The organism is Flavobacterium sp., from assembly GCF_039930565.1.
Taxonomy (GTDB): Bacteria; Bacteroidota; Bacteroidia; order Flavobacteriales; family Flavobacteriaceae; genus Flavobacterium.
Window position 1 is genome coordinate 24332 of the sequence record NZ_JBDTTP010000004.1, and the last position, 23011, is coordinate 47342.

The 23011-nt window shown below is 32.7% G+C and carries 15 protein-coding genes; 4 read left to right on the forward strand and 11 right to left on the reverse strand.

All coding sequences use genetic code 11. The annotated features are described in order from the left end of the window. The first annotated feature begins 93 nt into the window (after positions 1–93). The 3 genes from ABI657_RS02260 to ABI657_RS02270 all read left to right on the forward strand — a co-directional run bounded on the left by ABI657_RS02260 (position 94) and on the right by ABI657_RS02270 (position 4100). A complete protein-coding gene (locus tag ABI657_RS02260) occupies positions 94–693 on the forward strand; it encodes a DNA-3-methyladenine glycosylase 2 family protein (protein WP_348095614.1) in 600 nt (199 codons plus the stop codon). A gap of 212 nt (positions 694–905) precedes the next feature. Next, positions 906–1436, forward strand: coding sequence for an inorganic diphosphatase (locus tag ABI657_RS02265; RefSeq protein ID WP_348095615.1), 531 nt, complete (start codon positions 906–908; stop codon positions 1434–1436). 108 nt (positions 1437–1544) lie between these two features. Continuing rightward, entirely contained in the window at positions 1545–4100 is a 2556-nt protein-coding gene (locus ABI657_RS02270; protein ID WP_348095616.1) for a sodium-translocating pyrophosphatase, read from the forward strand. 52 nt (positions 4101–4152) lie between these two features. Here ABI657_RS02270 and ABI657_RS02275 read toward each other — a convergent pair whose 3' ends face one another. The 9 genes from ABI657_RS02275 to ABI657_RS02315 form a co-directional block, all read right to left on the reverse strand. Continuing rightward, positions 4153–4614, reverse strand: coding sequence for a hypothetical protein (locus ABI657_RS02275; RefSeq protein WP_348095617.1), 462 nt, complete (start codon positions 4612–4614; stop codon positions 4153–4155). A 7-nt stretch (positions 4615–4621) separates the two neighbouring features. Continuing rightward, positions 4622–5236, reverse strand: coding sequence for a Panacea domain-containing protein (locus ABI657_RS02280; protein ID WP_348095618.1), 615 nt, complete (start codon positions 5234–5236; stop codon positions 4622–4624). A 210-nt stretch (positions 5237–5446) separates the two neighbouring features. Next, positions 5447–7675, reverse strand: a complete 2229-nt coding sequence (locus tag ABI657_RS02285; protein ID WP_348095619.1) for a glycoside hydrolase family 3 N-terminal domain-containing protein — start codon at positions 7673–7675, stop codon at positions 5447–5449. Between the two features lie 2 nt (positions 7676–7677). After that, complete coding sequence (locus tag ABI657_RS02290) at positions 7678–8520, reverse strand: endonuclease/exonuclease/phosphatase family protein (RefSeq protein WP_348095620.1); 843 nt, start codon at positions 8518–8520, stop codon at positions 7678–7680. 9 nt (positions 8521–8529) lie between these two features. Beyond that, positions 8530–10278 carry a cellulase family glycosylhydrolase gene (locus tag ABI657_RS02295; RefSeq protein ID WP_348095621.1) on the reverse strand — a complete coding sequence of 583 codons (1749 nt, stop codon included), beginning with the start codon at positions 10276–10278 and terminating at the stop codon, positions 8530–8532. Between the two features lie 91 nt (positions 10279–10369). Beyond that, positions 10370–11830: a glycoside hydrolase family 30 protein gene (locus ABI657_RS02300; RefSeq protein WP_348095622.1), complete on the reverse strand. Its 1461-nt coding sequence runs from the start codon at positions 11828–11830 to the stop codon at positions 10370–10372. 190 nt (positions 11831–12020) lie between these two features. Next, positions 12021–12809, reverse strand: coding sequence for a hypothetical protein (locus ABI657_RS02305; protein WP_348095623.1), 789 nt, complete (start codon positions 12807–12809; stop codon positions 12021–12023). Between the two features lie 26 nt (positions 12810–12835). After that, on the reverse strand, positions 12836–14545 hold the full coding sequence (locus ABI657_RS02310; protein WP_348095624.1) for a RagB/SusD family nutrient uptake outer membrane protein: 1710 nt from the start codon (positions 14543–14545) through the stop codon (positions 12836–12838). 16 nt (positions 14546–14561) lie between these two features. Continuing rightward, positions 14562–17804, reverse strand: a complete 3243-nt coding sequence (locus ABI657_RS02315) for a TonB-dependent receptor (protein WP_348095625.1) — start codon at positions 17802–17804, stop codon at positions 14562–14564. A 375-nt stretch (positions 17805–18179) separates the two neighbouring features. On the opposite strand from ABI657_RS02315, the gene ABI657_RS02320 reads away from it, so the two are divergent. Then, positions 18180–21008: a triple tyrosine motif-containing protein gene (locus ABI657_RS02320; protein WP_348095626.1), complete on the forward strand. Its 2829-nt coding sequence runs from the start codon at positions 18180–18182 to the stop codon at positions 21006–21008. Between the two features lie 386 nt (positions 21009–21394). Here the strand turns inward: ABI657_RS02320 and ABI657_RS02325 are convergent, their stop codons facing one another. Both ABI657_RS02325 and ABI657_RS02330 read right to left on the reverse strand, forming a co-directional pair. After that, positions 21395–22009 (reverse strand): deoxynucleoside kinase, encoded by a 615-nt coding sequence (locus ABI657_RS02325; RefSeq protein WP_348095627.1) that lies wholly within the window; start codon positions 22007–22009, stop codon positions 21395–21397. After that, entirely contained in the window at positions 22009–22812 is an 804-nt protein-coding gene (locus tag ABI657_RS02330; RefSeq protein ID WP_348095628.1) for a hypothetical protein, read from the reverse strand. The genes ABI657_RS02325 and ABI657_RS02330 overlap by 1 nt, the downstream gene beginning before the upstream one ends. Positions 22813–23011: the final 199 nt, after the last annotated feature.

A 23011-nucleotide genomic window follows, 5' to 3' on the forward strand; every position in this document is an offset into this window, starting at 1 on the left:
GAAGCTATTCCCGCTATACGTTGCAATCTTTTATTTTTTAAAGAAAAAAACAAAAGGATTTCCACTGCTATCGGGGCTAAAAAACTCTTCGTCATGCAAGAAGCTATTGATTTCCTATCAAATAAAAATCCAATATTTCAGGAGATTATCGAGAAATATGGATTACCAACAATTCCCAAACGACCTCAGGGTTTTGAAACTTTGGTATTGTTAATTCTCGAACAACAAGTTTCTGTAGATTCGGCGAAAGCCACATTCTTAAAAATAAAAGCTTACACAAGCTGTATGCCAGAATCCATGTCGGTTTTGCCTGATGAAGAGTTTCGAAAATTAGGTGTAAGCAGGCAAAAAACGAACTACATTAAAATTTTAGCGCAAGCAGTTTTAAATAAAGAACTGGACATTGAAAGTCTGGCTTCAAAATCTGCAAAACAGGTTCGGGAAGAACTTATAAAGTTGAAAGGAATAGGAAACTGGACTATTGATATCTATTTAATGTTTTGCTTACAGGAACCCGATTTGATTCCGTTAGGCGATATTGCAGTCATAAATACCATCGGGGAATTACTGAATATTCATGACAAAAAAGAGATGGAAATTCATGTTGAGCAATGGAGTCCATACAGGTCTTATGCGACCTATTTATTGTGGCATTATTACTTAAATAAACGAAATCGAAAAATTACGTATTAACTATCTGTTATATAAAAGTAAAGTATATTAATTAATGAATAAAAGGGATAGATTAATGTGTTTTTTTCATTGTAAAAAAGGATTCTTTGGGTTACTTTTGCAATTGAAACCCACAAAAATAAAAAAAACATTCCGATGAAATAAAGTGGGTTCCTGACAATCAAAATTTGAATATTATCGGGAAGAATTTATAGAAATAATAAAAAGTAAAAATGACCGCAGACAAACTAACAACTTTCGATGTATTAATCGAAATACCAAGAGGAAGCAGAAATAAATATGAGTACGATTTTGAAATCAAAAGAATGCGTTTCGACAGAATGTTATTCTCTTCAATGATGTATCCTGCTGATTATGGATTTATTCCGGAAACTTTAGCTCTTGATGGTGATCCTCTTGATGTATTGGTTTTGATAAACGAACCAACTTTTCCCGGATGTGTAATAGAAGTAAAACCAATTGGTGTTTTCCATATGGCTGATGATAAAGGACCGGATGAAAAAATCATTTGTGTACCCGTTTCAGATCCAATCTGGAATTCATTAAATAATCTTTCTGATATCAATCCACACTTGTTAAAAGAAATCGAGCATTTCTTCCAGGTTTATAAAGATCTTGAAAACAAAAAAGTGGATGTTGAAGGTTGGGGAGACGTAAACGAAGCATTTGCAATTATTGCTGAATGTACCAAGCGTTTTGATGATATTGAGAACAAACCGGAAGGATTATTTAGTATTAAATAATTTTTACCCCTCTATTTTATAAAAAAAGCAATACTCCGTCAAGAGTATTGCTTTTTTGTTTAAATTCGTTTAGTTAGTTGACTATTAACCAAAAACCATTAAAATATTATGAATGCATTTATGATTTACTTGCCAATTGTAATGGCAATTTTAGGATTACTTTTCATGGGAATAAAAAGGAGTTGGGTGTTGAAACAAGACGCAGGAGATGGTAAAATGAAAGAGATTTCAGATTACATCTACGAAGGAGCGTTGGCTTTCTTAAAAGCAGAATATAAATTATTAACCATCTTCGTAATTATTGCAAGCATTGCTTTAGCAGGAATTACATTTATTCCGGGAGTAAAAACACATTTATTAATTGTAGTGGCATTTATTTTTGGGGCCTTATTCTCAGCTTATGCAGGGAATATAGGGATGAAAATAGCAACCAAGACAAACGTTAGAACCACACAGGCAGCCCGAACAAGTTTGCCTCAGGCTTTAAAAGTTTCTTTTGGAGGCGGAACCGTAATGGGTTTAGGAGTTGCAGGTTTAGCAGTATTAGGTTTAACAGGTTTCTTTATAATTTTCTTTAATCTTTTGTCAGATGGTGTTTGGAAAGACACCGAAACCATGACAGTAGTTTTGGAAACATTAGCAGGATTTTCACTTGGTGCAGAATCAATCGCATTATTTGCCAGAGTAGGTGGAGGAATCTATACGAAAGCGGCGGATGTTGGTGCTGACTTAGTGGGGAAGGTAGAAGCTGGTATCCCGGAAGATGATCCTCGTAATCCTGCAACAATTGCAGATAACGTTGGTGATAATGTAGGGGATGTTGCCGGTATGGGCGCTGATTTATTTGGTTCATATGTAGCTACTGTTTTGGCAGCCATGGTTCTTGGAAACTATGTTATTAAAGACATGGGTGGAAGTATCAATGACGCTTTTGGCGGAATTGGCCCTATTTTGTTGCCAATGGCTATTGCCGGTTTTGGAATTATATTTTCAATAATCGGAACTACATTGGTAAAAATTTCTGATGATAATGCTAAAGAAGCACAAGTACAAAAAGCATTAAATATAGGAAACTGGGTTTCGATTGTATTGACTGCAGTTGCCTGCTATTTTTTAGTACAATATATGTTACCGGAAACCATGCAAATGAGCTTTTTCGGTGAAGGTTCTAAAGATATTTCAGCCATGCGTGTTTTTTATGCCACATTGGTTGGATTAGTGGTTGGTGGTGCTATATCATCTGTAACGGAATATTACACAGGATTGGGTACAAAACCAGTTATGGCAATTGTTCAAAAATCTTCTACAGGAGCAGGAACAAATGTGATTGCAGGTTTGGCAACAGGAATGATTTCTACTTTTCCAACAGTTTTATTATTTGCAGCGGCGATTTGGATTTCGTATGCTTTGGCAGGATTTTATGGAGTTGCTTTAGCAGCTTCAGCGATGATGGCAACAACTGCCATGCAGTTGGCTATTGATGCGTTCGGGCCAATTTCTGACAATGCCGGTGGAATTGCTGAAATGAGTGAATTGCCAAAAGAAGTTCGTACCAGAACCGATATTTTAGATTCAGTTGGAAATACTACTGCTGCAACCGGTAAAGGTTTTGCTATTGCATCAGCAGCCTTAACTTCATTAGCCTTATTTGCAGCGTATGTAACCTTTACAGGAATTGACGGAATCAATATTTTTAAAGCACCGGTTTTAGCGATGTTATTTGTGGGTGGAATGATTCCGGTAGTGTTTTCCGCTTTAGCGATGAATTCTGTTGGAAAGGCCGCTATGGATATGGTTTACGAAGTGCGCCGCCAGTTCAAGGAAATTCCTGGAATTATGGAAGGAACCGGGAAACCGGAATACGGAAAATGTGTTGAAATTTCTACAAAAGCGGCTTTACGAGAAATGATGCTGCCTGGAATTTTGACAATTGGTTTCCCGATTGCAATTGTGTTATTAGGAAAATTAGTTTATGCGGATAACAATCAGTTAATTGCTGAAATGTTGGGAGGCTACATGGCTGGAGTTACTGTTTCAGGAGTGCTTTGGGCAGTTTTTCAAAACAATGCCGGAGGTGCTTGGGATAATGCTAAAAAATCTTTTGAAGCAGGAGTAATGATTAATGGAGAAATGACATACAAAGGATCTGATGCTCATAAAGCTGCCGTGACCGGAGATACAGTTGGTGATCCTTTTAAAGATACATCCGGACCATCAATGAATATTTTGATAAAATTGACCTGTCTGATCGGATTGGTAATTGCGCCAATTTTAGGAGACGGGCAAACGCCAACAGGCATAGCTCAAAAAGGTGCATCATGTTGCGCCAAAACTGAAATGCATGCAGGGATGTTATCTAAATGCGGTGATTTGTCGACTATGACTAAAGAGGAATGTATTCAAATGTGTAAAGAAAAAGGCTGCACACCAGAAGAAACAGCAAAATGTCTGGCTCACTTTAATGCAAAAGGAAAATACATTCACCAAAAAACCGATTGTTTTGATACATCAAAATACGATAAAAAACAGGTTGAGGTTAATTTGTCTACCACAAACGGTGTAACAGTTGGAACAGTAACCAAAACCGAAAATGGACAAACAACTACAGAAGTATATGAAGGACCTGAAGCTGAAGTTAAAGCTAAAGTTGCAGCAGCTCAATAAGAATAAAAAAAATAATTAAAAAAATGCCTCTAAGACTAGAGGCATTTTATATTTAAAGTTGTTCTTTCATTTCAATCAATTCCTTTTCAATATCCAAATTGATAAAATCAGATTTAAGCATACATTTCAAAAGTCTTTTCAAAAAACTATTTGGTAATTTTTCTTTCAGAATAAGATTGCTTTTATCGTATTTCAGAAAAGAAGAAAGGTTTTCTTTGCGAACATTATTTCTGAAAAATATAAAAGTGTCTTTACTAAAGCTAAATTTATTTCTACCAAGTTCGATTTCTTTTTGAATAAAAAAGTACGGAATATTTCCAACTACTGAACAGCCAAAATTATCGGATGGTAAATTCAATTTATTTTGAGATGTAGTTAAAGTGTGGATAATATATGCAAATTCATCATTACGATTTAGTACTATCAAGAATTTGTCTTTACTGTCATTTCCGTCCTGAAATTGATAATCTTGAATCAAAATTAAATGTCCTTGTTGTAAAATTTCCTCCGGCATAATTAATTTAGCTTATGCTTTCCTGAAAAGATAAAGATTCAAATGAAGATTTTGCCGCCATTTGTAAGACAGGATTGTTTTCTAATAAATCATTGAATTCAATAGAGTGATTCGTGATTTTTCCTATCTGTTTGAAGTGATCCTTTAATTTATGTTCAGAAACCATTTTGTGCCAAAGTGAACCTTCTTCGTGCAGAAAATTGATTAATTCTGTAGCATTCCAATTTCCATATTTGAAAACAATAGTCTCTAATAGCTTTAATTCATATCTGTTAAATATGCTTTCATTGAAATTACCATTAGGTTTAAGAAAAACTTCCTCTGAATTTCTCTCTGAGTTGAATTTTTTCTCTAATTGAATAGATTGTAATAAGGATAATTCTTTGCCTTGGTAGCAAAACACTTCCTGATGTTTGATTTCATTATAGACATCTATGGCAACAGGACCATTTTCCCAAACTTTATAGTCTAGCCAAGTTACAGGAGTTCCTGTTTCCTTTATGGAAGTTTCGTCCAGAATATAAAGCAGTTTTAACGTTTTGGTCATAGATAAATAATCTATTTGTGACGCAAAATAGTTTAAAACATTTCCGATTTTATCGTTATTTATTCGTCTAAACATAAGTAAATATAAAGAAATGTTTTAATATTTTTCGTTAAGGGACTGCAAATGTATGGTTTATTTGCTGAATTGAAATGAGAATAATTCTGCATCACTTAAATATTTAGATTTTAAGAATCCATTATGATCAGTTTTTTGGAATTTAAAAATATGGAAATGCCTTAATTACCTAAAAGATGTGAATAAGGCATTTTCTATTAAAATCTATTTTTAATCTACTAATTCAAAACCAGATTTCAGTTTAATATCTGCTGATGAAGTGCCAATCATAAGTTCAAAATCGCCCGGCTCAGCATTCCATTCTAATTTATTGTTGTAAAAAGAAAGTTTTTCTTTGTCAATTGTAAATTCGATAGTTTTAGATTCTCCTGCATTTAGCTTTACTTTCAGGAAATCTTTCAGTTCTAAAACAGGTCGTACAACAGAACCAAATTTATCCTGCAAATACAACTGAACTACTTCTTCTCCCATTACTTTTCCAACATTTGATAATTGAAAGGAAACTTTAATAGTTTCTGTATTTTTCATTTTTACAGCGGATAATTTCAAATCAGTATAATTGAACTTAGTATAACTCAATCCATATCCAAAAGGGTATTTAGGAGAATTTTTCAAGTCAATATAAGCCGAAACATAATTAGTTGCATTTTCATTTGCCGCAGGTCTTCCTGTACTGAAATGATTGTAATAAATTGGAATTTGTCCTATCTCTCTTGGGAATGTCATTGGCAATTTACCCGACGGATTGTAATTGCCAAATAAAACATCTGCAATAGCATTTCCGGCTTCAGTTCCGAGCCACCAAGTGTATAAAATAGCAGGAGCATTGTCTGCAGTCCAGTTAAAAACAAGAGGCCTTCCGGCATTTACTAAAACAACAACTGGTTTTCCGGTGGCCATAATAGCTTTTACAAGATCTTCCTGAACACCTGGTAAGTGAATATCACTGCGGCTTTTTGCTTCTCCGCTCATATTGTGCCTTTCACCAATACTTAAAATTACAACATCAGCTTGTTTTGCTTTTTCAACAGCTTCTGCAAAACCATCTTTATTATCACCGTCAACCTCACAGCCTTTGGCGTAGAGCAATTTCGTATTTTTGCCTACTTTGTTCTGCAGTCCATCCCATTGCGAAACTATCCATTTATCATAATTAACTTCTGGTAAATCAACAGCCCAGAATCCCATATTAGCTTTATATTCTTTTACCAGAGGACCAATAAAAGCAATAGTTTTCAGGTTTTTGGAAAGAGGCAGAGTCTGATTATCATTTTTCAATAAAACAATACTTTTTTTTGCAACTTCCAGAGCCGCTTTTTTGTTTTCAGGATTGTTCAGTTCTTTTCCTTCTCTTTTTGCATCTGAATATCGGTAAGGATCATCAAATAATCCTAATTCGAATTTTTTACGGAGAATTCTTTTTACCGCATCATCAATTAAATCAACTGATATTTTATTTTCTTTTACTAACTCGGCCAGATTATAACGATAAGCATTGCTTTCCATATCCATATCACTTCCGGCTGTTATGGCAGAAAGTGCCGCCGCCTTAAGGTCTTTTGAATAGCCGTGTGCTACCATTTCTCCAATCGATCCCCAATCTGATACTACAAACCCCTGAAAGTTCCATTTTCCTTTTAGGATATCTCTTTGCAAATGGGCGTTTCCTGTTGCGGGAATTCCATTTAGATCATTAAATGAATTCATGAAAGTAGCTGCACCGGCATCTAAAGCCGCTTTAAAAGGCGGCAGGTAAGTTTCCCATAACATTCTTTCACTCATGTCAACTGAATTATAATCTCTCCCGCCAACTGCTGCGCCATAAGCAGCAAAATGTTTCACACAGGCCATAACCGAATTCAAATCGCCCAATTTAGTACCCTGAAAACCTTTTACCCTGGCATATGCAATTTTAGAGCCTAAATAAGTGTCTTCACCTGCTCCTTCCATCACGCGTCCCCAGCGTGGATCCCGGCCAATATCTACCATTGGCGCAAATGTCCAATGGACTCCACTTGCCGAAGCTTCAGTGGCAGCAACTCTTGCAGCAAGTTCAATAGCGCCTAAGTCCCAACTTGCAGCTTCTGCTAATGGAATAGGAAAGGTCGTTTTGTATCCATGAATGACATCCTGACCAAATAACAACGGAATTTTAAGACGTGACTGCATGGCAAGTTCCTGATATTGTCTGGTATATTTTGTTCCTATAATATTAAGCATAGAACCTACTAAACCTGCTTTTATTTCGGCCTGTTTGTTTGAATTTATGGTAATGGGACCAGTAGCTGAATTGTCGCCCGTATATTGATTGAGTTGTCCAATTTTTTCTTCAATTGTCATTTTTTTTAATAGTGCATTTACTTTTTGATCTATTGTTTCTTCTTGTGCAAATCCAAAAAAAGATACTGCTAACAAAACAAGTGTTACTGTTTTTTTCATTTTTAATTAGTTAATTCAATATAAACTGGAAGATGGTCTGATGGGTATTTTAAATTTATTGCGTCACTTAGAATACCATGTTTCAAAACTTTTAAATCGCTGTTTTTAGAAATAAAAATATAATCTATTCGGAGGGTAACAGCTTCATTATGTTTGAAATTATTAAAAGTTCCTGATGGACCAAATGGTTTTTCTTTTGAGATTTCCCTTGTGTCATCCATGACTTTTTTTATCTCCAAAATTTGTGGTGTATTGGATTCTGAATTAAAATCACCCATAAAAATTACCGGATATTTTTTAGTATTAACTTCTTTTATTTTTGACAGGATAAGTTCAACTCCTCTAATTCTTGCCTCATTTCCAACATGGTCAAGATGTGTGTTAAATACCCACAAAACTTTTTTAGTTTTCAAATCTTTAAACAATCCATAAGTACAGATCCTGTTATAGGCAGCATCCCAACCTTTAGATATATTATTTGGAGTTTCTGATAGCCAGAAAGTATTTGATTTTTGGAGTAAAAATCGACTTTTATTGTAATAGATGGTACAAGCTTCCCCTTTTTCGTTTCCATCTCTTCCAATGCCCAATTTATTATAATTAGGTAATGCTGAGGCTATATCTAAAACCTGATTTGGTGTTGCTTCCTGAACCCCAAAAATATCAGGATTGTAAAATTGTATTTGCGAAGTGAAAAAATCTTTTCTGTTTGACCACGAGTTTTCTCCATCAGAAGCAATATCCAAACGTATATTATAGGTCATTATTTTTAAATTTTGACCATAAGAAAAAAGGCTAATAAAAATTAACACTAAAGAAAAAAGTAAAAAGCGAAATTTTCTCATTCAATAATTTTATTTTTGATCAGTGTTTTTACTGTCTGTAAAATCTAAATAATTCAAATTTAAACCTCCTGTTTCAAAAATTACCTTGATTTTATTAGTTCCTGATTTTAATGATATTCCAGATATAAAAATACTTTTCCAATTATCATCCCCACCAGTCGATGGCAATATAACACTTTCAGATTTTTTGCCATTTATTTCTAAATTGAGTTTGCCTTCAACATTACCTGAATAACGAATTGCTGCATTATATATTTTTTCCTTTGGAATTTTAACAGTGTATTGCAGCCATTCCCCACTTTCTATATACGAAATTTGATATCCGTTTGAGCCGGAGTCTTTACAAGGTAAAATATCAACACCATCATTTCGCATAGAATTTCCTTTGTTCCATTCTACAGAATTTCCGGTATCTACCTTGTAATTTACAAAATCCTTGTCCAGATATGCATGTTCATTGGCTCCTAAATCATATTCAGTTGCGAACATTTTTCCGGGAATAGAATGTTTTTTAAATGGTTTTGTACCATTTGTCTGAACTTGTCTAAACATGGCATCAATTACATCGGGTTTTACAGTCACATTTTCCATTTTGTAATTTTCTGCTATTTTCATTAAAGCACTTTTGGCAAAATCGACAGAAGGTTTATCTCCGCCATCTTTCCAGTATTTTAATAAAACATCATATTCAGGAGTTTTTGTAACCGAAGTTACCCCGGCAATGTTTTCTATTTTTTTCATTGGCCAGAAAGCCCAGCCTATGTTATTTTTTTCTACTAAAGAAATAGCATCCTTAAACCATACATTTGAATTTTCACCGCTTTCACCCAACCACAGAGGAACGTTATATTGTGTTCTGTAATCGAGCATTTTTTGAATAGAAGCTGTTGTGTTATAATTCCAGTATTTATGAAAACTCAACGCCATATTTTCATCCCATAAAGGAAAAATTCCATTATAGTTATTTCCCCAGCAATTCCCTTCAATAAAAATTAAATGATTTTTGTCAACTTCCCTAATAGCTTTTGTTACAGCAATCATTAATTCTCTTAAAGGACCATTTGAATTCTCGTCACAGCCATTTTTATTGGTTCCGTTAAAATTCCAGTTAGGCTCATTAATGATGTCATAAGCTCCAATCCACGGATTATCTTTATAACGTGCAGCTAACTTTTTCCATAAGGCAACCATTTTTTTCTGATTGGCTTTACTTTCCCAAAGAGAAGGTTTGGTGGTATCATAATCTGAAATAGCCGCATCATTTCCTTGTCCTCCCGGTGCAGCATGCAAATCTAAAATTAAATATATTTTATTTTCTTCACACCATTTCAATACGTTATCTGTCATAGTAAATCCCTCATTAATCCAGGTGATTTCGCCATTTTTTTCCTCTTCAATAGCAGGTGTATATAAATTATAGTGCATTGGGAGACGAATAGAATTGAATCCCCATGCAGCTAAAGAATCTATATCCCGTTTTGTAATTCCGTTGGCTTTATAAGTGTTGTAAAATTCTTTTGTGTTTTCTTCACCAATTAAATCCTGAATTTTTTGTTTAATCATATATTGCGGACTGGCGAAGGGCTGTGTTTGAAGCATATATCCCTCCTGAACCATCCAGCCACCTAATCCTAAACCTCTTAATACTATATTTTTTCCTTTGCTATCGACAATTTTTTGTCCTTCTCTGTGCAGGAAACTTTGTGCAAAAGTGGTTATTGAAAATAATAAGACCAATATTTGAATTAATTTTTTCATGATTTTAATCAATGAGAAGATGTTTTAGATTTTAAGAAATCACGTTTGAACTATGAATCTGTTGTTTTTGAAAAATTAAGCACTTAAATCTTTAATATACTAATGTTTGTATGGCATGTGGAGGAATTTTAACTGTAGTTTTTTCAAAATCAATGATAAGACTATATGCTATTTCTGTATCGGTCTGATTCATTACTATAGTTGCTATTGTTCCGTCTGTATTCAAAAATGAAGTGCTTAATAAATTACTTCTGCTTACTGCTGAACTTACACGTACTGCATCCAGATGAATAAATTTTGAGAAATGCCCAATGTAATAATAAGAAGGAGTGTATATTAATTCTCCAGTTGTTGTATCTGCATGAATAGGAGCAAAACAAAAATTACCAACATGATTTGGGCCTCCATTTTGATCTAAAAGAATGTTCCAGTCTGTCCAGCCAGTAGTTCCGTTATTGAAATCATTAATCATAGAAATACCATATCTCTCTGCATTAGGCCAAAACTGATATTTTGACGCATCAAATCTTTCTACGCACCCTTCGGTAAATAAGAGTCCCTTGTCGGGATACGCTTCATGAACTTTACGAACATTTTCAAACATTGGCAAACCTCCAGACCAGGTTTCATACCAGTGAAAACCCATTCCCCAAACATATTTGTAAGCTTCTGGATCAGAGTAAATTACATTGGCCCTTTGGTTCATTAAATCACGATTATGATCCCATGCTATGATTTTTACATCACCTAGTTTTTCTTTTTTTAGTGTTGGTCCAAGAAAGTTTTTTATGAAATCTCTTTCATCTTCAGCAGTATAAATACACGATTCCCATGTTTGTACTGCCATTGGTTCATTTTGTGTTGAGGTTCCCCAGATAGGGATTCCTTCTTTTTCATATGCTTTTATGAATTTTGTATAAAAATTAGCCCATGTCTGATAATATTCCGGTAATAGTGTTCCGCCTTTCAATACATTTTTGTTGCTTTTCATAAAAGCATTGGGTGACCATGGTGCTACATAAGTAGTTAATTTTCCGCCAGCAGTGGCTATTGCCTGCTTAATTAACGGAATTCGATATTGCTTATCATGTTCAACAGAAAAAGTCTTTAAATCCTTGTCGCCTTCTTCAATATAAGAATAGCTTCCACTGCTAAAATCAGAACTTTGTATCGTTGTTCTTAGCAATGAATAGCCTATTCCTTTTTGTTTATCGTAGTAGGCATTTAAAAATTCAGTTTGTTTTTCTTTTGAGAGTCCATCAAAAATTTCCGCACTTGCATCGGTAATAGCACCACCAATTCCCATAAAAGTTTGAAACTTTTTTGAAGGCTCAACAAATACTGATATTTCAGTTTCTATTGGCTGTTTTGAAGGAGTAAAAGATAGATTATCTGTAGGGGTTAATCTTAATTTTGTATTATCAGCAGTAGTGTATACTGTGATATTTTTATTTTTTTTAGAAAATTCCTGTATTTGCTTTTTAATTTTCTGTTGTGAATAACAAGCTATGCAAAAGCATAGACAAGTAATAATAAAGCCTATTTTTTTCATTGAATAAGGTTAATTGATTGAAGACTTTTAGATTAGTCACTTTAAAATGGATTAAAAAATAGTCCATATCAAAAGAATATGGACTATTTTAAACAACCAAACTTAAACTTACCTTTATTATAATTTTTTGATGATTCAAGAAAGGAAGCTTTAGATCTTCCATTCTCGAATACAAACTAACAAATATTAATTATTGGGGTTTGAAAACAAATGTCCATCCTGTAGCATTAGCTTCATTGTTACTTAAATAAAGTACCATTTTGTCTGCCGTAAGTGTTACGATTGTGTAAACTCCATCTTTGTTTCCAGCTGCATAACCCAGCATTTTTGATCCTATAATGGTCAATTTTTTATTTACAGGATCTAACTCAAAACTTCCCTTTGTTGGTGTTGCTGTTTGTGTTTCATAGTGATTAAAGTTCGCCCCTTTATCCAAATCAAAATGCATTTTACCTGTTGCATCACTTGGTCCACAACAGTCACCTGCATTCCACCATGCTGTCATTGCTCCGTCTGGACTGCCTGGAGGAGACATGAACCACCATAGTTTTCCAGATCCGGCAGTTCCATCAAAAACCCATGTTTTTCCTGCAGCAGTGTTTTCACTAACCAAATCATAATAATCTTGATCTAAACGAGTATCCAATTGATCAATTTGTACATCAATTGTTTTGGTGAAAAATTTGGAACCTAAGCTTCCAACATAAGTAAATGTTGATTTTCCCGGAATAGGATAAACAACGGTTACTTCATTTGTTAGTGCTTGACCTAAATTATAGTCCCAATATCCAGTAATTCCTGGTGAAGCCATTTTTAAAGTAATTTTATTTCCTCCCGGGGTACTTTGCGTAGCGATTAACTCAACCCCTGCAACATCCGTAGAATCGGTTAAATTCTGCTCATCTACAATTGAATCGCATGCTGTGAAAACAAGCAAAAATGATGCAAGGATGAGATAGATTATTTTATTAATTTTCATATTTTCTTTTATTAATAGTTATTATTTTACCATCCTGGATTTTGATTGTAAACTCCATTTGCTAATCTCATTTCCGTTTCAGGAATCGGAACCAAACCTTTAGTTTCAGTTCTGTATTTTACACTGTAAGTTGCATCAGTACCAGTATTTTTAACAGGAAATGAATCATTAAATGCAGTCTCAACATCTCCCCAGCGAACCAAATCAAACCAGTGTAGACCTTCGAATGCAAATTCATGTAAACGCTCTTCTTTTAAAGCTTCGATTGAATACCCAACAGGAGGTAATCCTCCGGCTCTTGCTCTAACAGCATTTATTCCAGCAGAAGTTTGAGTAATTTCTGAATGCATTAATAACACATCTGCAAAACGCATAAAGATAAAATCCTGTGCATGCATTAACTGCATATCTGTATTTTTCCATCCATATAACTGAACAAACATTCCTACCGTTGCTCCCGCTGCAGTTGGGTATTGTAAAGAGGTATATTTTTTATTGTAATAACCTGTTTCGTGAGTACCAAATCCAGCTACATAATTTTCTGTACCCTGATCTGCTTTACCAACTTCAAGTATAGAACCTCTTTTTCTTGGATCAAGATCTGACCAGTTATTAAACAATTTAGGGTTCACAGTACACCATCCCCAACCAGCTCCAAAAGGAACTAATGAGTTATCACGTAGAGAATTAAATAAAACAAGTCTATTTGTATAAATATTTCCATTACTCCAGCCCCAATCTCCAAATGAGAATCTTTGTACAAACATTGATTCAAAATTTCCTGTTCCAAAAGTTGGAGTAGAACCATCCTGACCAATCCAGGATAAATTTTCAGTGGTTGCCCATGGAAGAATATTTTTCCCTGAAGCTTTATTTACATATGAATACGGCCATATGTTTCTAAAATCAGATGCTAATTTATATCCACTGTTATTAATACAATCATTCAAATGAGCAGCAACATCATTAGCAGTTAATTTTGAACCATCAACTAATGGTAAATCTGTTGTAGCTTGTTTTTCAATATTAGTCATATATCCTGTGTAGAATAAAAATACACGTGCTAGATATGCCTCAGCAACCCATTTATTTGCATGCCCATACTCTGCCGTTGGAATACTCGGAAAAGGTCTTGCCGGCATTGTCTCAATTGCCAGTTTTAAATCTGAAGCAATTTGTGCAAATGTTTCTGTATATGTTGCACGTGGTCCATTTTTCACACCATCAATTGTAGTAATCAAAGGTACTCCACCAAAAAATTTAGCTAACCTGAAGTAAAAAAAAGCTCTCATGAATAATGCTTCACCAATAGCTTGCTTTTTAAACTCTTCCGCTTGAGCAGGAGTATCAAAATAAGTATTGAAGTTGGTAGCTGACGTTTTCTCAATAATTGCATTTGCTCTCGCAATTCCTTTATATGACTGACCCCACATATCATAATATGTATCATCAGTAGGATCTTCAAAATTGTCGACATACTTAGCCGATTTATCATCGGGTCCACCGCCACCTAACATCATATTATCCATTAAATTGGCAGCCATTTGTTCTTCACTATGAACATTCGTGGTGTAAATAGCATTATATACACCAGCTATTGCTTCGTTAATGTCAGTAGGTGATTTATAGAAAGTCTCGAGGCTTTTATCCTTAAGATTCTCAGTATCCAGAACATCAGAGCAACTTGATACAGCGATAATTGCTGAAATTGCTATAAAATATTTTATGTTTTTCATTGTAAATGTATTTATATTAAAAATCCGCACTTAAACCAAACATCACCGTTCTTGCTTGTGGATACAATCCAAGATCAATTCCAGAAGCCCAGCCTTCAGTGTGTTTACCTGAACTGTCAGGGCTAGTTCCAGCAAAACGTACCTCTGGATCCATTCCATCATAATTAGTAAATGTATATAGGTTGTTAACAGCTGCATAAACTTTAAGATTAGAAATGAATTTAAAGTCTTTAAGGATTTGATTAAAATTATATCCAAGAGTTACATTGTTAATTCTTAAGTAATCAGCATTTTGCATGAAAATATCAGAAATCAGCTGAGTATTCCTGTTTACTACAGAACTTAACCTTGGCATTTTATCTGACGTTCCTTCACCGTGCCAACGATCAAATACATCTGAAGTATAGTTTTGTTTTGGATTATCAGCAAAAGAGCGGTAAGATTGCATTACCTGCATTCCGAATTTTCCTGCCATAGTAGTATTCAAATAAACATTTTCATATTCGAAATTTAATTGGATACCTAATTCGAAATCCGGATTAGGATTACCAAGATAAACTCTATCGGCATCATCAATTACACCATCTTGATTTTGATCTACAAAACGAACATCTCCAGGACGTTGGTCTGCAAAATAAGGTTGTCCTGTAGGTCCTACATAAGCATTAACTTCTTGTTGATTTTGTAAAATACCATCGGCCTTATATCCATAGAAATAACCAATTGGCTGTCCAACCTGTGCTCTGGAAATTTCACCAGTACCTTGTGATAATATATTACTTGGACCATGAATTATTCCATCAGCATTATCAACTTTAGTTACTTTATTAGCATTTTTAGCTCCACTTACAGTAATGCCATATTTAAATCCTCCTATTTTATCTTTCCAATTTACAGAAAATTCAATACCCTTATTCTCAATGTCTCCACCGTTAATATAAGGTGGCGGTGCTCCTGCAGATTGACCAATAGATGCTAATACTAACCAGTCAATTGTTTTCTTTTTGTACCAGTCAAAAGTTATACCTAATTTTGAATCAAATAAACTTGCATCAAATCCTAAATCTAACTGTTCTGAAGTTTCCCATGTAATGTCTGGATTTGTAACTCTTGAAGGATATGCTGTTGACCCAGAAACTGGTTTTGTATCTCCAAAGAAGTAACCTGGGAAAACATTAGAAATAGTAGCTGAATATTGGAAATTGTCAACTGACTGATTTCCATTTTGTCCCCAGCTTCCTCTTATTTTTAATGAATTAAGTACATTAGAAGTACTAGACATAAAATCTTCTTTTGTAATTACCCAACCTGCAGATACTGACGGAAAATAACCCCATCTGTTTTCTTTTGCAAAATTTGAAGATCCATCTGCACGCATAGTCGCAGAAAGTAAATACTTTTCTTTATAATCATATTGTGCTCTCGCCATATAAGACATAATAGCACCTCCGCCAGCAGCCCAATCAAATCCGCCAGCAGTAATATCATTAATTGAAGTTACAGGTAGTGTATTGTCTAAATAAGCATATTTAGGATCTCCCGGAAATTTTAAACCATTTCTGGAACCGGAAACATTATTATTTACAATGTTTTTAATTAATTCGGTACCTACCAACGCATTAAAACTATGATCTCCAACTTGTTTCGCATAAGAAACTGTATTTGTCCATGTTGAATTTGCTCCTATATATTCACTTTGTGAAGCTCCTTCAACTGCATCATCATAAAGCCTTCCTAAATTGTATTTTGGATTCATTGATCTGCTATAGCCAAACCAAGAATCAATTCCATAAACAGATCTAAATTTTAAATCTTTAACAGGTTCAATCTCTACAAATGCATTACCAATAATTTTACCGTCTTTTGGGTAATTATAATTGCTTCTGTAAAACATTACTGCTAGAGGATTTGTTTGACCTGTAGATAAACCATCCAAGGTTGGAGTAAATCCGAATTGATCTATATTTCTATCTATAGCCGGCTGCCAGTAAGCAGGTTGCAATGGGTTTTGTACAAGAGCATTGTGTAAATCATTACCATAGATGTTACCTGTAGATACACCTCTGTTTTGAGAATTGGTATATGTAATATTTTCTCCAACGGTAATTATGCTATGACTGTCGTTCTTTTTCAAAACCATTTGAGTATTGATTCTTGCAGTCAGTCTTTTAAATCCTGCATCTACAATATTACCTCCAATTATACCATCCTGGTCAAAGTAGGAAAGACCGAATGAGTAGGTAATATCTTCACTTCCACCAGTAATATTCAAAGAATGACTTACCACAGGTGCATCTTTTCTTGTCATTTCATTAATCCAGTTCGTTCCTGTTGAACCGTTTTGTAAATTATCCCATATTTCATTACCCAATTGTGTTCCTGCACCGGGAAATCTCGTATTTAACCATTCATTAGTTCCAATAATTTTTTTCCAGTCATTTGGAGCAAGACCATCATTTACCATTCCTTCATCCATGATATACATATATTCCTGAGCATTTAAAGGATCTAAGTTTTTATATGTATTTTGTATCCCGTAGTATGAGTCATAACTGATTCTTGCAGGCCTTCCTTTTTTACCTTTAACTGTAGTTACCAAAACAACACCGTTTGCAGCTCTGGAACCGTATATTGCTGCAGAAGCTGCATCTTTTAGTACATCTATTGATTCAATATCAGATGGACTTAAATAATCAATGTTTCCAACTGAAACACCATCTACAACATATAATGGATTTGAATTTCCAATAGTACCTAATCCGCGGATAGTTACTCTTGTACCAGCACCAGGTGCTCCATTATTTCTTGTTACACTTACACCAGGAGCAATTCCCTGAAGTGATTCCATTGCAGATCCAGTGTTTAATTCCTGAAGTGTCTCACCTTTTAGATTTGTCGTGGCTCCAGTAATTAAACCTTTCTTTTGAGTACCATATCCTACAACAACTACCTCGTTTAAGCTTTGAGATGCTGTAGATAGTTTTATGTCAAGTTTAGTTCTTCCGCTTATCGTTTGTTCAATTGTATTATAGCCAACAAAACTCACTATTAATGTCCCATTGCTTGGAGCACTAATTTCATATTTTCCATCAAAGTCTGAAGCACTCGCTTTTTTTGTGCCTTTAATCAAAATTGTCGCCCCTGGGACGGGTAATCCATTTTCATCACTTATGGTTCCGTTAATCGTAATATCCTGAGCCATTACGATAACTGAAAACAGTAAAGACGAAATACAAAAAAATAATTTTGTTAATTTCATTTTTCTAAAAATTTTGGTTAATTAATTAGTAATTTGATGCAATAATAATGTTAAATTTTCATTAATTGTTTTTTATTATTATTACAAAAACACATCAAATCCATTATTAACACTTTACAAAAACCAATCATAAAAATTTTAAAACATTGATTATTAGTATTTTATTTTTTTAAATTTATTGTTATTATAATGTTAATGATAATTAAAAAACACTACATTTATTATTAATCTGTAAATACACTATTTTGCATTAATATTACAGTATTTATTATCAGTCAAAAAGTCCATTTTAAACTAAAAATAACATTAACTATAATAATATTTAAATAAATTATGAAATTGATAAATAGCATCTTTTTCAAAACTGCTTTTTTAATGCCAATATTTCTTTTTAGTCAAATAAAAAGTATAGGATTACCTAATTTAAAAAACTATAAAAGAAATGAATACAAAGGGGGAACGCAAAACTGGAGTATTGATCAGGATAAAAATGGTAATATATATTTTGCAAACAATAGTGGATTAATTCAGTTTGACGGTTCTACATGGCGAACCTATTCCCTCCCAAATAACGAACCAGTAAAAAGTCTTAAATTAGACTCATTTGGAAATATATTTGTAGGAGGAAATAATGAGTTTGGTTATTTTAAGCCAAATAGTAAAGGAGAGCTAAAGTATTTTTCTGTTTCCAAAATGGTAAGCAAAAAAGATAATCAAAATTTAAATTTAATATGGAAAATTCATATCTATAATGGTGAAGTCATTTTTCAGTCTTTTAACAAAGCCTTTTTTTATAAAAATAACCGATTAAGAGTTCTTAATGCTCCTAAAAAATTTCAATTTTCTTTTGTTGTTAATAACAGACTTTTCTTTCAGGATAGAGTTTTAGGCATTTTAGAATACAAAGACAATAAACTATTTCCGCTGAAAGGAACTACTTCTTTAAATGATAAGGAAATCTGGGGTATATTTCCATTTCAAAACAATAACCTTCTTCTGGCAACTTTAGAAGAAGGCCTTTTTATATATGACTTTAAAGAAGTAAAACCATGGAAAACAGAAGCAAATGATTTTATTAAAAAAAACACTTCACTTGGTGGTTCAATCATAAAAAATAAATTTATTGTTTTAAATTCTGTTCTTAATGGAATGGTAATTTGTGATTTAAACGGAAAAATTATCCAACATTTAAATCGTCAAAAAGGACTTCAAAATAATACAATTCTTACTTCTTTTATAGATCATAAAAATAATCTATGGCTTGGGCTTGATAATGGTATTGCTTTTGTTAATGAAAGTTCACCGTTTACTTATTTTGGTTTTAGTTACAATCTTAGTACGGTTTATGCTTCAGTTCTTCATGAAGGAAATTTATATGTAGCAACAAATCAAGGTGTATTTTACCATACGTGGAATGATAGTTTTAAGGAAAATGTTTTTAAGCTTGTTGAAGGGACGACTGCTCAATCATGGAATGTACAGGTAATAGATAATGAACTTATATGTGCAAATAATAGGGGTGCATTATTAATTAAAAAAGGAAAAGTAACTCAGATAATTGACTCAAAAAGAGGTTATTTTGGGTTCGAAAAAATATCAAATCATCCGGGATTATTTATTGGTTCAAATTATGATGGATTTGCAGTGTTTGAAAGAACACCTGACGGATTTAAATTTAAGTATCAAGTTAATGGATTTCATAGATCGTCCAGAAATTTTGAGTTCGACCAGTTATATTTATGGCTTAAAATCGATCAATCCTTATATCGCATGACTTTAAGCGATGACTTGAAAAATTTTTCGGACATCAAGGAAATATATCAGCTTAATAATAAATTTAAAAAAATAGGAAGTATTCAGAAAATTGGAGGTAGGGTATATTTTCAAACCAATAATCATTTTTATAAATATTCGGCTGAACAGGAAATATTTTATGAAGATAAAAAGTTAACGTCTCTCTTTAAAAATATTCCAATTATAAATCAATTAACAGAAGATTCACAATCAAATTTATGGTATACCTATGGTGAATCTTTGGGTGTTTTGATGAAAGGAAAAAATACGTACAAGAAAATTGACGCACCATTTTCTAATTTAACAGGAAATCTGGTCAATAGTTATTTATCGGTAAACACTATCAATTCTAAAAATATTTTTATAGGATTAACTGATGGACTCGCACATTTTGACTCGAAATTGCTTAATAATTTTGTAACCAAACCAAAAGCCTTTATCCGCAGTTTTTCCTTTCCGGATAATAATTACCTTTTAAACAATAATCAAAATAAAATTAACAACATATGCATCCCATATTCTTCAAATCATGTTCGATTTACTTTTTCATCTCCAACATATGAAAATCTTGAAAATGTACAATTTTCATATCAATTAGAGAATTTTGATGAAAAATGGAGCAATTGGTCAATAATTTCAATTAAGGAATATACTAATCTTAGAGAAGGAGATTATGTGATGAAAGTAAAAGTTAGAGACAGTTATGGGGTACAGTCTGAGCCTTCAATGATTTCGTTTACAATTTCACCGCCATGGTACAGGCACATAATAGCTTATTTTGTCTATTTCTTAATTATTTGTGGTGGTATTTATGTTACTTCGAACAGAATAAAATTAAAAATAAGAAAGAATAAATATTATGAAACAATAGAGCAAAGACGCTTGTATCTGGAAAAAGAATCGAAAATCAGACATGAACAGCATGAGTTAGAAAAAGAGATTGAGAAACTTAAAAGTGACAAACTTCAAATAAAAATTTTAGCAAAAGATAAAGAGCTGGTTAATAATTCATTACAGGTAGTTAAAAAGAATAAAACTTTAAATAGTATAATAAGCAAACTCAAAGAAATAGATGCCAATATCTTAGACGATTCAACTAAAACAGAATTTAACAAACTTCATAAAAGTATTGTAAAAGAAATAAACACGGATAAAAGCTGGAAAAATTTAGAGAAACATATTAAAAACGTACATTTTGATTTCCTAAAAAGGCTAAAAGAAAAACACCCTACAATTTCACCACGTGAATTAGATTTATCAACCTATTTGTTAATGAATATGTCCACTAAGGAAATTGCAGAGATTATGAATATATCCAATGGAGGAGTTGAATTGGCAAGATACAGATTAAGAAAAAAATTAGGCTTAAATAAAAAAGAAAACCTTATTGGCTTTTTAATGAGTATCTAAAGAAAAATGCCTCTATTAAAAGGTATTTTGAATTAAGATTAAAAAAATTAACCCAATAGCTACCCAGTAGTAGAAATAATCAGAATCCCAGTTAAGGAAAATGCATAAAAAAAGTGCAATGATCATTAATTAATGATGTTATACATGTATTTTTAATTTTTGCTTTGTACTTAAATAAATAGCATTGAAATTCAAGAATGCATTCTGAACTTTAGATTATCAAATACAGAAAAGGCAACAAATATTACTGTGATAAATGAGAGAAGATTTACTAAGAGTATTTTTGTTTTGGTTAAAGTTTTTAAATCATCATTTATTGCTGATTGGTATAAAATAAACTCCCAATAGTAATGATTCAATTTATTGTTTTGAGATGATTAAGTTTGCTAAAATAAACCATTTAATTCAGCATCAATGCGATTAATGATGTTCCCTAAATCTTCAGGATTATCTACAAAATTAATATTATCTACATCAATTATAAGGAGTTTTCCTTTATTATAAGTTTGAACCCAGGCCTCATATCTTTCGTTTAGCCTGCTTAAATATTCGATAGAGATAGAATTTTCGTATTCACGTCCCCTTTTATGAATCTGGCCAACCAAATTAGGAATCGAACTTCTTAAATAAATCAATAAATCTGGTGCTTTTACCAAAGATTCCATTAATTCAAAAAGGGAAGTATAATTTTCAAAATCACGACTTGTCATTAATCCCATTGAATATAAATTGGGAGCAAAAATATAAGCATCCTCATAAATAGTTCTGTCCTGAATAATTTTTTTACCGCTTTCACGAATTTGCTGCACTTGGCGAAACCTGCTGTTTAGGAAATAAATCTGCAAATTAAATGACCATCGCTCCATTTGATGGTAAAAATCATCTAAATAAGGATTGTCAACTACATCCTCATAATGGGGTTCCCATCTAAAATGTTTGGCTAATAATTTGGTCAAAGTTGTTTTTCCAGCTCCTATGTTTCCTGCTATTGCTATGTGCATTACGGTATTACGATTTTATAATTTGTGATTTCTTTAGCTGTAAAAATAGATAAAATTTGGTCTTTGTAGCAGAATTTATCAAAGCTTTTTTGTAAAATTTCAATTTCAGAAGCTGTAACTGAATTTGTGGAGGACGTGTTTGTGAAATACAAAAAATTACCTTTGCTGAAAATATATTGATGCGGATTAATAATTTCGATTAGATCAAAGTCTGATACTTTTCCCAATGCACTTGTTTTTCCAAAAATATCACACGAGAACCAATTGTTATTTTTATCAATCCAATAAAATGTATTAAAATCGGTTTGGTAATACTTAATTATTTCTGTCAAAGGTGTAGAAATAATTTTATATTCATTTTTTAAATAATCAAAAAGTCCTATTTGCTGGTTCAAAGTATTATAAACCCATAACTGATTTTGAGCCGACATTCCAATCGCAGTTACAAGAATTGGGGTTGTGTTCTGAGAAAAATTGATTTCTGTAATTTTATTTAATTGATTATCAAGTAACAAAACAGTATTAAAATCGTCATAATGCAATAGTATTTTAAGCGGATTTTGAAGATCAACTTTAGTAATGTTTCCTAATGAAACGTTTTTGTATTCAAAAACTTCAGTCCCTTTGGTTTTACTAAAGACATTGTTTTTTATCTGATAAGAATAGCCAAAAGAATCATAACCTAAAAAATCATCAGCATCAATTTTAAAATAAGAAACAGAAGTAATATTTAATTTTTGATTTTGTGACAAAATAGTAGAGAAAGAGCAGGCGATAAAAAATAAAAATAAAATTTTGCGCATTATCTAGCTTATGAGATTATGTTTAAGATAAGCCAAATTACAAAAACTAAATTAGGAATAAGGCTATTTGCATATTAGATTTATTTTTCATTTAAACCTTCCTGAGATTTAATAGTCTAATTAATAAGCAATTTTATCTATATATAATCGGTATTGATATATTTAATTTTCAGGAATTTAAAATTAATAATACATTTGA

What these genes read in the sequence shown, in the direction of transcription:
- ABI657_RS02310 (WP_348095624.1), bottom strand. Translation starts at nt 14,545, where the DNA reads ATGAAAAACATAAAATATTTTATAGCAATTTCAGCAATTATCGCTGTA.
- ABI657_RS02260 (WP_348095614.1), top strand. Translation starts at nt 94, where the DNA reads ATGCAAGAAGCTATTGATTTCCTATCAAATAAAAATCCAATATTTCAG.
- ABI657_RS02300 (WP_348095622.1), bottom strand. Translation starts at nt 11,830, where the DNA reads ATGAAAAAAATAGGCTTTATTATTACTTGTCTATGCTTTTGCATAGCT.
- ABI657_RS02305 (WP_348095623.1), bottom strand. Translation starts at nt 12,809, where the DNA reads ATGAAAATTAATAAAATAATCTATCTCATCCTTGCATCATTTTTGCTT.
- ABI657_RS02320 (WP_348095626.1), top strand. Translation starts at nt 18,180, where the DNA reads ATGCCAATATTTCTTTTTAGTCAAATAAAAAGTATAGGATTACCTAAT.
- ABI657_RS02295 (WP_348095621.1), bottom strand. Translation starts at nt 10,278, where the DNA reads ATGAAAAAATTAATTCAAATATTGGTCTTATTATTTTCAATAACCACT.
- ABI657_RS02290 (WP_348095620.1), bottom strand. Translation starts at nt 8,520, where the DNA reads ATGAGAAAATTTCGCTTTTTACTTTTTTCTTTAGTGTTAATTTTTATT.
- ABI657_RS02315 (WP_348095625.1), bottom strand. Translation starts at nt 17,804, where the DNA reads ATGAAATTAACAAAATTATTTTTTTGTATTTCGTCTTTACTGTTTTCA.
- ABI657_RS02325 (WP_348095627.1), bottom strand. Translation starts at nt 22,009, where the DNA reads ATGCACATAGCAATAGCAGGAAACATAGGAGCTGGAAAAACAACTTTG.
- ABI657_RS02280 (WP_348095618.1), bottom strand. Translation starts at nt 5,236, where the DNA reads ATGTTTAGACGAATAAATAACGATAAAATCGGAAATGTTTTAAACTAT.
- ABI657_RS02270 (WP_348095616.1), top strand. Translation starts at nt 1,545, where the DNA reads ATGAATGCATTTATGATTTACTTGCCAATTGTAATGGCAATTTTAGGA.
- ABI657_RS02330 (WP_348095628.1), bottom strand. Translation starts at nt 22,812, where the DNA reads ATGCGCAAAATTTTATTTTTATTTTTTATCGCCTGCTCTTTCTCTACT.
- ABI657_RS02265 (WP_348095615.1), top strand. Translation starts at nt 906, where the DNA reads ATGACCGCAGACAAACTAACAACTTTCGATGTATTAATCGAAATACCA.
- ABI657_RS02285 (WP_348095619.1), bottom strand. Translation starts at nt 7,675, where the DNA reads ATGAAAAAAACAGTAACACTTGTTTTGTTAGCAGTATCTTTTTTTGGA.
- ABI657_RS02275 (WP_348095617.1), bottom strand. Translation starts at nt 4,614, where the DNA reads ATGCCGGAGGAAATTTTACAACAAGGACATTTAATTTTGATTCAAGAT.